Source organism: Burkholderia sp. SRS-W-2-2016 (assembly GCF_001931485.1).
Lineage (GTDB): Bacteria > Pseudomonadota > Gammaproteobacteria > Burkholderiales > Burkholderiaceae > Paraburkholderia.
Genome location: NZ_MSDV01000051.1, coordinates 87,561 through 94,200 on the forward strand (window position 1 = coordinate 87,561; position 6,640 = coordinate 94,200).

The following is a 6,640-nucleotide window of genomic DNA, read 5'->3' on the forward strand; positions in this document are numbered from 1 at the left end:
CTGCACCTGTCGTTGAATATGTTCGCGTGCCCGCGTCACGCCGCATCCGCGAAAAGACCGCTAACCGCAGCGACGGCGCCGTCGCGCGCGACCAGCCAGTTGATGCGCCGCTCGATCAGCACGCACGTCAGATTGGATTGCCAGAGCAGCGCCGTCGTCACGACGCCATCGTCATCAACGACATCAATCGTCGCTTCGCTCGTCACGTCCGCGAGCGGCGGATCAGCGGCGAGCACCAGCGCGCTCACATCGACCAGCACGAGCATGCCCTGCGGCGCGGCCGGCGACGCAACGAGCGGCAGTCCGCCGAGCACGCCGCCACTGGCGGTCACGTTCGCGGTGAACGTGGTGTCGAGCAGATTCATCGACACCGCGTCGGCAGCGTTCGCGATCCACACGCTGCGGGACAGGTCGCCGCGGAAGTTCGCGAGCGCGGCGTGCACGTCAGCGGCGAACGCGTCGGCGCCAGCGCCGGATGCTGGCGTCGGCGTGATCCCGTAGAGCAGGCCGGCAGGGCGCGCTTCATCGCCGGGATGCGCGCTCAGCAGCGTTGCCCCTTCAGCCATCGCGTAGGCAGCAGCAAGCGACGCGGATACCGCGCGTTCCAGTTCGCCGGCCGTCTGCCGCAACGACTCGACGGTCATCACGACGCCGCCCGCGATCTTTCGCGGCTGGACCTTCAGCGGCGCGAGGGACATGTCCGCGACGATCTTGCGCATGCCTTCAGCAGTCCACTCGACGCGCGCCGGTTTCGTCTCGCGTGCGAGCGGGGCGAAGAACGGCGCCCGTCGCATCGGCGAGATCGCGTCGAGCCGTTCGATGATCGAGTCTGCCTGGAGCAGCTGGATGAACCCCTGCGCGAGTGCGGCGTAATCGACGCCGCCGAGACTGCCGGTTTCAACCGCGCGCTGAAGCGCCCGCGCCACCGTGCTTGCTTCTCCCCATCGTCCCGCAGCGAAGGTGCGTGCAGCCGGCATGCCGCCGTTACCCGCCGCCGCGAGCGCTGCTACCAGCCTGGCGAAATCGAAATTCATCGCTGTGCCTCCGGAAGTCGATGCGCGCGCATCGGTGCGCGCCGTTCTTGTTGAAGGATGGGTCACGACGCGCGCCGCGCCAACCACAGATTTCACCGTTTTCACCGTTCGAGCAGCACACGCGCGAGATCGGCGAGGCGGTACCAGCGCCGCACGCCTTCGCGGCGATAGGGAATGTTCAGGATGCCGAGCGAATACCTCTTGCGAAGCGTGCCGCGCGAGAGACCGAGCAGGCTTTCCGCCGCCGCTTCAGGAACAGCCAGATCGCCCGCGATCCGGAAGTTGCGCTCGCGGCACAGGTCAACCAGGCGAATAGTCATCGCACCTTCGTCGTCAGTCATGCGCCTCGCCGCCTTCTGGGAAGAAAGGCAACGTCACCACGACGCCGCGTGGGGTGATCAGCAACGGCATGCCGACGATCCGGCCGTCGAGCACGGCAAGAACCGACAGTTCCCCGCGCCGGTCAACCACAACAACGAGTTCGCCGCCGCCCGCTTCAATCTCCCGTAGCCGTGCGCGATCCGCCGGATGCATCCCCGCTTCAACGCGTCCGAGCAGCATGGCGGCGTGCCGCTGTAGCGATTCGATGGGGTCGAACGTCTCGTTCATCGTCCATCCCTCCTGTCCTTGCGCCTCGCGCGCGCGTAAGTGGTGGTGTTCAGGCGCATGCGGTCCACCGCCGTGGTTTGAACGGCAACGTTCGAACGGGAATCGGCCTGTTCCTGCACGTCGCTTTTCTCCGGCGCAGGTGGACCGCACACGTCATCCACGGACGGCTTCTGTTTGTGTTTGTTGGTCCCTTTGGTTTTTCTTTGTAAACCCCTTATATAGAGCGGCGTTTGAATGGTGCTGTTTCGTGTCGTTGAATGGTGCTGTTTCGTGTCGTTGAATGGTGCGTCCTGAAGCATCATTCCGTCGTCTTGAATGGTGTCGTTGCCAGCACCATTCGCGAGGTCTTGAATGGTGTCGTTAGCAGCACCATTCAAACGCCGGTGCGCCCGCTCCTTTTTCGGGGTGTGCGATGCTGCGACTGCGGTGGCTCCCTGTATCCATGCGCAGACAAACTCGTACACCGCGACGCGGTTGTGATAACCCGTGCGCTCGCCGGTAAAACGCAGCGGCCCTTCGGCCATCAGTTCACGCACATAGCGCCGCGCCATTCGCGCGGTAATGCCTGCCTCGGCGGCGAGTGTGGCGATATCCTTGCGGATCATGTTGTCGTTCCTGCCAGCTTCCCATGCCAGATGCGCGAGAAACCACTTCTTTTCGGTGGACATTGGCGGTTGGTGGGCATGAGTGCCTTCGGGCTTCAGTACCCACTTCAATGCGGCGAAACTCATGACACCTCCCCATGCGCGATGCTCACGCGCGAGACCGCGACGCGCAGGCGTTCGTATTCGGTGGCCGTCACGCTGCCGCGCCGCATGACCGCACCGACGATGATCAGCACTTCGAGCAGTTCGAGATCGACCGCGCCGAGTACCTGGGCGGCGTTGAAGCGTCGTCGCACGGGCTTCGATGAGTGGACGCCCTCGACGCGCGGCGGGAACAGGTCTGCGAGATCGACGCCAGCGGCAGCGGCGATCTCCGAGACGTTGCATTGCGAGCGAAAGCAGTGCACCAGCACAGTTTCGTCGGCGGTCTCGCTGACCGCGAGCACGGGCTTGCGCGAGCCGCACACGGGGCACCTCGCCCGCCAGCGCCCACGGCCACACGCGCGCACGCCTTCGAGCCGGTCGAGCAGGGCGGCGGCGCTCATACGTCCGCCTTCGTTGCACGCAGCAGATCGGCAACCGCAGTGCGCAGGCGGTTGCATGCCCTGCGCAGCGCATAGGCGGCGGGCCTTCCGAACGTCACGCGTTCGAGCTTGTCGAGTTCGCGCTCTACCACGGCGTCGAATTCCTTCAACGGGTCACGCAGTTCGGCGGGCGGCAGGGGGCGTTCAACCACGGGCGGCAGTCTGCGCTTCGGCGGGGGCTTCGGTGTGGCGGGTTTCCTCGCCGGTTGCCTGCGCGTCCTGCCGTCAGCGCCGATGCGACTGGATACAGTACCCAGTTCGCCGGTCGCCTCCAGTTCACGGCGCACCTTCGCCACGGTCCTATGTGTGGTGCCGCTCTCTGCTGCAATCTGCCGGTCGGATCGTTCGGGCGAGTCGATCAGCCGACCGGCCACGGCGTCGCGTTGTTGTTGCTCGGTCAGGTGCCGACGATCAGCATTCAGTCGGCGCGCAAGGGTCGCGGCCTGTTCTTCGGGCAGATCAACTTCGACGCGCGGGCATTCGATGCCGTGCGCCGCGCAAATCTTCGCCCGGTGAAACCCGTCAACTACTTCGCCGTCGCGCCGGTTGACGACAATCGGGTGCTTCACGCCGAATTGCAGAATGCTCCTTTCGAGATTCGAATAGATGTCGCCCGGCAAATCGGGGAAAAACTGATATTTCCCGGTCATGCAGCCTCCTTTGCGTGCAGCGCACACAAAGATTCACCGCGCTTTTCTTCGTTGAACCATTCGAGCGGGAGCCACCATGAGCGCCCGCCCTTGCCATAAACAGGATTACGACACCGCTCGCCCGTCTGCGTTTTGCAGTGACAGCGCGCGATACCATCGGACGCGCGCCACGCGGCGAGAATGTCAGCGGCGAGTGAATCGGTCAGAGGCGGATTGCGCTCCGGCCACATCATGTGCAAGTACGCACGCGCTTCGTCATCCGACCACGGATAGCGAGTTTCTCTCGACAGGCTTCTCATGTGGAAACCCTCCGGTCGGCGGCGCGCAGACGTTGCACGGGCGGGCGGCGCGTCCTATCATCGGCGCGTGCCGTTCGCGGCATGTCCATTGATTCTTTCTCGCCCGCCGCCGCGCGGGCTTTCTTTTGCCTGCTCATCTCGGTTCTCCATAGCGATATGCGCGCGCAATGAATGCGCGACGACGAGGACCGGGCCGATGCCCGATCCTCTGTCCGTTGCGTCCTCGATAGATTTGAACTGCGCGCCCGGCTGCGCGGACTCTGATGTGCTGCGGTGATGCGGGTGTGAAGTCAGGCGTTCTGTGCTTCGCGCGCTTTACGCAGAACGTATTCGTGAACGGATGAGATCAGATAGTTGGTCTCGTATGCGCCCACAACGAACGGCTTCGGCCAGAGCGGGTCGGTCTTCTCCAGCCGCTTCACCGTCGATTCGGATTTGTTGATGATCTTCGCGGCACCGCGACGATCCGTGACGAGCGGCGCGACCGGATTGGAAGCGGGCGCTTCGGCAGCGGGGCGCACCTTGCGCGGACGACCGCGACCGCGCCTGGGAGTCGTGCTTTCGAGTTGATCGTTCATGATCGGCTCCGGGTTGGGTTTGAGCCAATCTAGTACGCATGAGACGAAAAAGAAACAGGCCGGAATCCCGGCCTGTACACATTGGGATGATTGATTTTTTCAATCGTCACCGCGCCACGGATCGCCATGTCTGCCCGCGCTCGTGGCTCGCGCGTTGGCGATGGTCTTGGGACGCACTCCGAACTCCTGCGCAACCGCGTCGTCGCATTCGGTTTTGGACTTGCCTTGCGCGCGCAACTTCTCCCACATCTCACGGCGCGCGTCCTGTACACGCTTGCCCGCTTCGCGACTCTTTCTGACGCCGCGCTCGCCGTTGGCTGAGACATACGCACGCACGATGTTTTCGACAAGTTCGAGCACCTGCCTGATCGGCAATTTGCGATAGCGCGGATCGAACTCCATCAGGACGACAGCGCCATCCAGAGCTGGTCCCATCCTGTCGATTTCGTCTAGTATCTCCGTCTCGAATGCCAATACCTCCGCGCCCCAGGTCGCCCGAGCCTGGGGTGACATGGACGCCACAACGCGGGCATGTCGTTCCTTCTGAGACTGCTGCGAGGCGAGCATTTCCGCAGACAGTTTGCGCGACTTGCGTGGCTTGTCCGTCATGCGGCCGCCTTCGACTTCGAGCGATCCATCGGCACGACCTTGCCGCCTTCGAGAAAGCGCGCCCACTGATCCATGAGCGGCACGCGTTCCTCGTAAAAGCGCGTGCGCTCATACGCCTTCTGCACGTCGCTGCGCGAGTCGTGAGCGATCAGTGATTCAGCCACGCGCTCGTTCGCCTTCGCGCTTTCGACGGCCCATGTGCGCAGGCTGGATCGCAGTCCGTGGATCGACGCCTGTTCCCTCGTGTAGCCGAGTTTGCGCAGCATGTCGCGTTGCACGGTCCCGGCGATCTGCTTGCCATAGAGCGAGTCGAACAAACGATCATTGTCTCGATGCTCGCCGGGAAGCGCCTTGAGCAGGGTGATCGCGTCGTCACCGAGCGGCACCCAATGCTCGATTTTCCCCTTCATGCGTTCGGCAGGCACGCGCCACACGCGCTCGTGAAGATCGATCTCCTTCCACGTCGCGCCGCTGCCTTCCTCGGCGCGTGCGCCCGTGAGCATCAGGAATTCGACCAGGCGCGCAACGCTGCCTTCGACGGCACGCAGTTTCTTCGCGAAGTCCGGCATCTCGCGCCAGTCGATGGACGCGCGATGGCTCGTGCGTTCCTTCATCTTCGAGAGCAGATTTTCGAGGTGGCCATCGAAGCGCGCCGGATTGTCGCCCGTGCGGAAGCCGTGGCTTTTCGACCAGTCGAGGATCGCTTCGACGCGCTGGCGCAGTGCCACGCCCGTCGCGTGCTTCGTCGTCCACAGCGGCTCGATCACCTTCAGGATGTCGCTCGTCTCGATGTCGCGCACGATCTTCTGATGCAGCGGCTTCGCGTGAAGGCGGATGCTCGATTCCCACGCGTCGTAATTGCTCGCCGACCATTCGGGTTTGCGCAGGTCGAGGTACTTCGACGCGGCATCCGCGAACGTGATGCGATGTTCGGCCTCGCGCTGGCTACGCGCACGCGCGCCATGCTTCTGTGACTTCGGATCGACGCCGCCCGCGCGCAGCTTGCGATATTCGTCTGCCTTCTCGCGCGCTTCGGCGAGCGTGACGACGCGCGCACTGCCCAGACCGATGGAGTGTTCCTTCTTCTTCGGCTTCGCACCGGGCGGCGTGGGCAGCACGTAGGAATAGCGATACAGCCACGACGCGCCGCCCGGCGAGCATTGCAGATACAAACCCGCGCCGTCGTGGTGATAGACGGCCCTGGCGGGCGGCGTGCTGAGGAGGGCCTTGACCTTGCTCGCGGTCAGGCGGTGATGGTTACGCATGTGATCTCCGGTCGAGTCGTTCGTACACCCCCGCCTCTACCCCCGCCGAAAGTGGCGAAGATTGAACCGGGATGGACGACATTGAACGGCGAATATTATAACAAGTCGTTGAAAATCAACGATTTTCGCGGTTCACACGCGTCCAACTCAAACCATAGAATACAGCGATTCGCTTTCAGCAGCAAAGAAAGTAGGTGCCGCCCCGCACAGGGGCAACGCCAATAGACCGATAAGAAAACAAGGAAAGGCCAACACCCTAAGAACAACGAAAAAATCGCTGACCGCTAGCAACCTCAAGCAAACGTATCAACCAACCCCACCGACCGTTGCGTAGCAACCCCAGCAACCGAACCGTCAGCGTCCGAAGAATCACCACCGCCCGCAAACCCCCGCGCCCGCCCAGACCC

General features: G+C 63.4%; 10 protein-coding genes. All 10 read right to left on the reverse strand.

From position 1 onward, the window contains the following. Window positions 1–35 precede the first annotated feature (35 nt). Window positions 36–1,034 carry a phage major capsid protein gene (locus BTH42_RS22465; RefSeq protein WP_075303362.1) on the reverse strand — a complete coding sequence of 333 codons (999 nt, stop codon included), beginning with the start codon at window positions 1,032–1,034 and terminating at the stop codon, window positions 36–38. Between the two features lie 101 nt (window positions 1,035–1,135). Beyond that, window positions 1,136–1,375 (reverse strand): hypothetical protein, encoded by a 240-nt coding sequence (locus tag BTH42_RS22470; RefSeq protein ID WP_075303363.1) that lies wholly within the window; start codon window positions 1,373–1,375, stop codon window positions 1,136–1,138. Then, window positions 1,368–1,643: a hypothetical protein gene (locus BTH42_RS22475; RefSeq protein ID WP_075303364.1), complete on the reverse strand. Its 276-nt coding sequence runs from the start codon at window positions 1,641–1,643 to the stop codon at window positions 1,368–1,370. The genes BTH42_RS22470 and BTH42_RS22475 overlap by 8 nt, the downstream gene beginning before the upstream one ends. Next, window positions 1,640–2,374 (reverse strand): hypothetical protein, encoded by a 735-nt coding sequence (locus BTH42_RS22480; protein WP_075303365.1) that lies wholly within the window; start codon window positions 2,372–2,374, stop codon window positions 1,640–1,642. The genes BTH42_RS22475 and BTH42_RS22480 overlap by 4 nt, the downstream gene beginning before the upstream one ends. After that, entirely contained in the window at window positions 2,371–2,793 is a 423-nt protein-coding gene (locus BTH42_RS22485; RefSeq protein ID WP_075303366.1) for a hypothetical protein, read from the reverse strand. The genes BTH42_RS22480 and BTH42_RS22485 overlap by 4 nt, the downstream gene beginning before the upstream one ends. Beyond that, window positions 2,790–3,482, reverse strand: coding sequence for a ParB N-terminal domain-containing protein (locus BTH42_RS22490; RefSeq protein WP_075303367.1), 693 nt, complete (start codon window positions 3,480–3,482; stop codon window positions 2,790–2,792). The genes BTH42_RS22485 and BTH42_RS22490 overlap by 4 nt, the downstream gene beginning before the upstream one ends. Next, on the reverse strand, window positions 3,479–3,781 hold the full coding sequence (locus BTH42_RS34935; RefSeq protein ID WP_143752168.1) for a hypothetical protein: 303 nt from the start codon (window positions 3,779–3,781) through the stop codon (window positions 3,479–3,481). Before BTH42_RS34935 ends, BTH42_RS22490 begins: the two co-directional genes overlap by 4 nt. A gap of 290 nt (window positions 3,782–4,071) precedes the next feature. Further along, window positions 4,072–4,359, reverse strand: a complete 288-nt coding sequence (locus tag BTH42_RS22495) for a hypothetical protein (protein WP_075303368.1) — start codon at window positions 4,357–4,359, stop codon at window positions 4,072–4,074. 99 nt (window positions 4,360–4,458) lie between these two features. Continuing rightward, window positions 4,459–4,968 carry a hypothetical protein gene (locus tag BTH42_RS22500; protein ID WP_075303369.1) on the reverse strand — a complete coding sequence of 170 codons (510 nt, stop codon included), beginning with the start codon at window positions 4,966–4,968 and terminating at the stop codon, window positions 4,459–4,461. After that, complete coding sequence (locus BTH42_RS22505; RefSeq protein ID WP_075303370.1) at window positions 4,965–6,233, reverse strand: site-specific integrase; 1,269 nt, start codon at window positions 6,231–6,233, stop codon at window positions 4,965–4,967. Before BTH42_RS22505 ends, BTH42_RS22500 begins: the two co-directional genes overlap by 4 nt. Window positions 6,234–6,640: the final 407 nt, after the last annotated feature.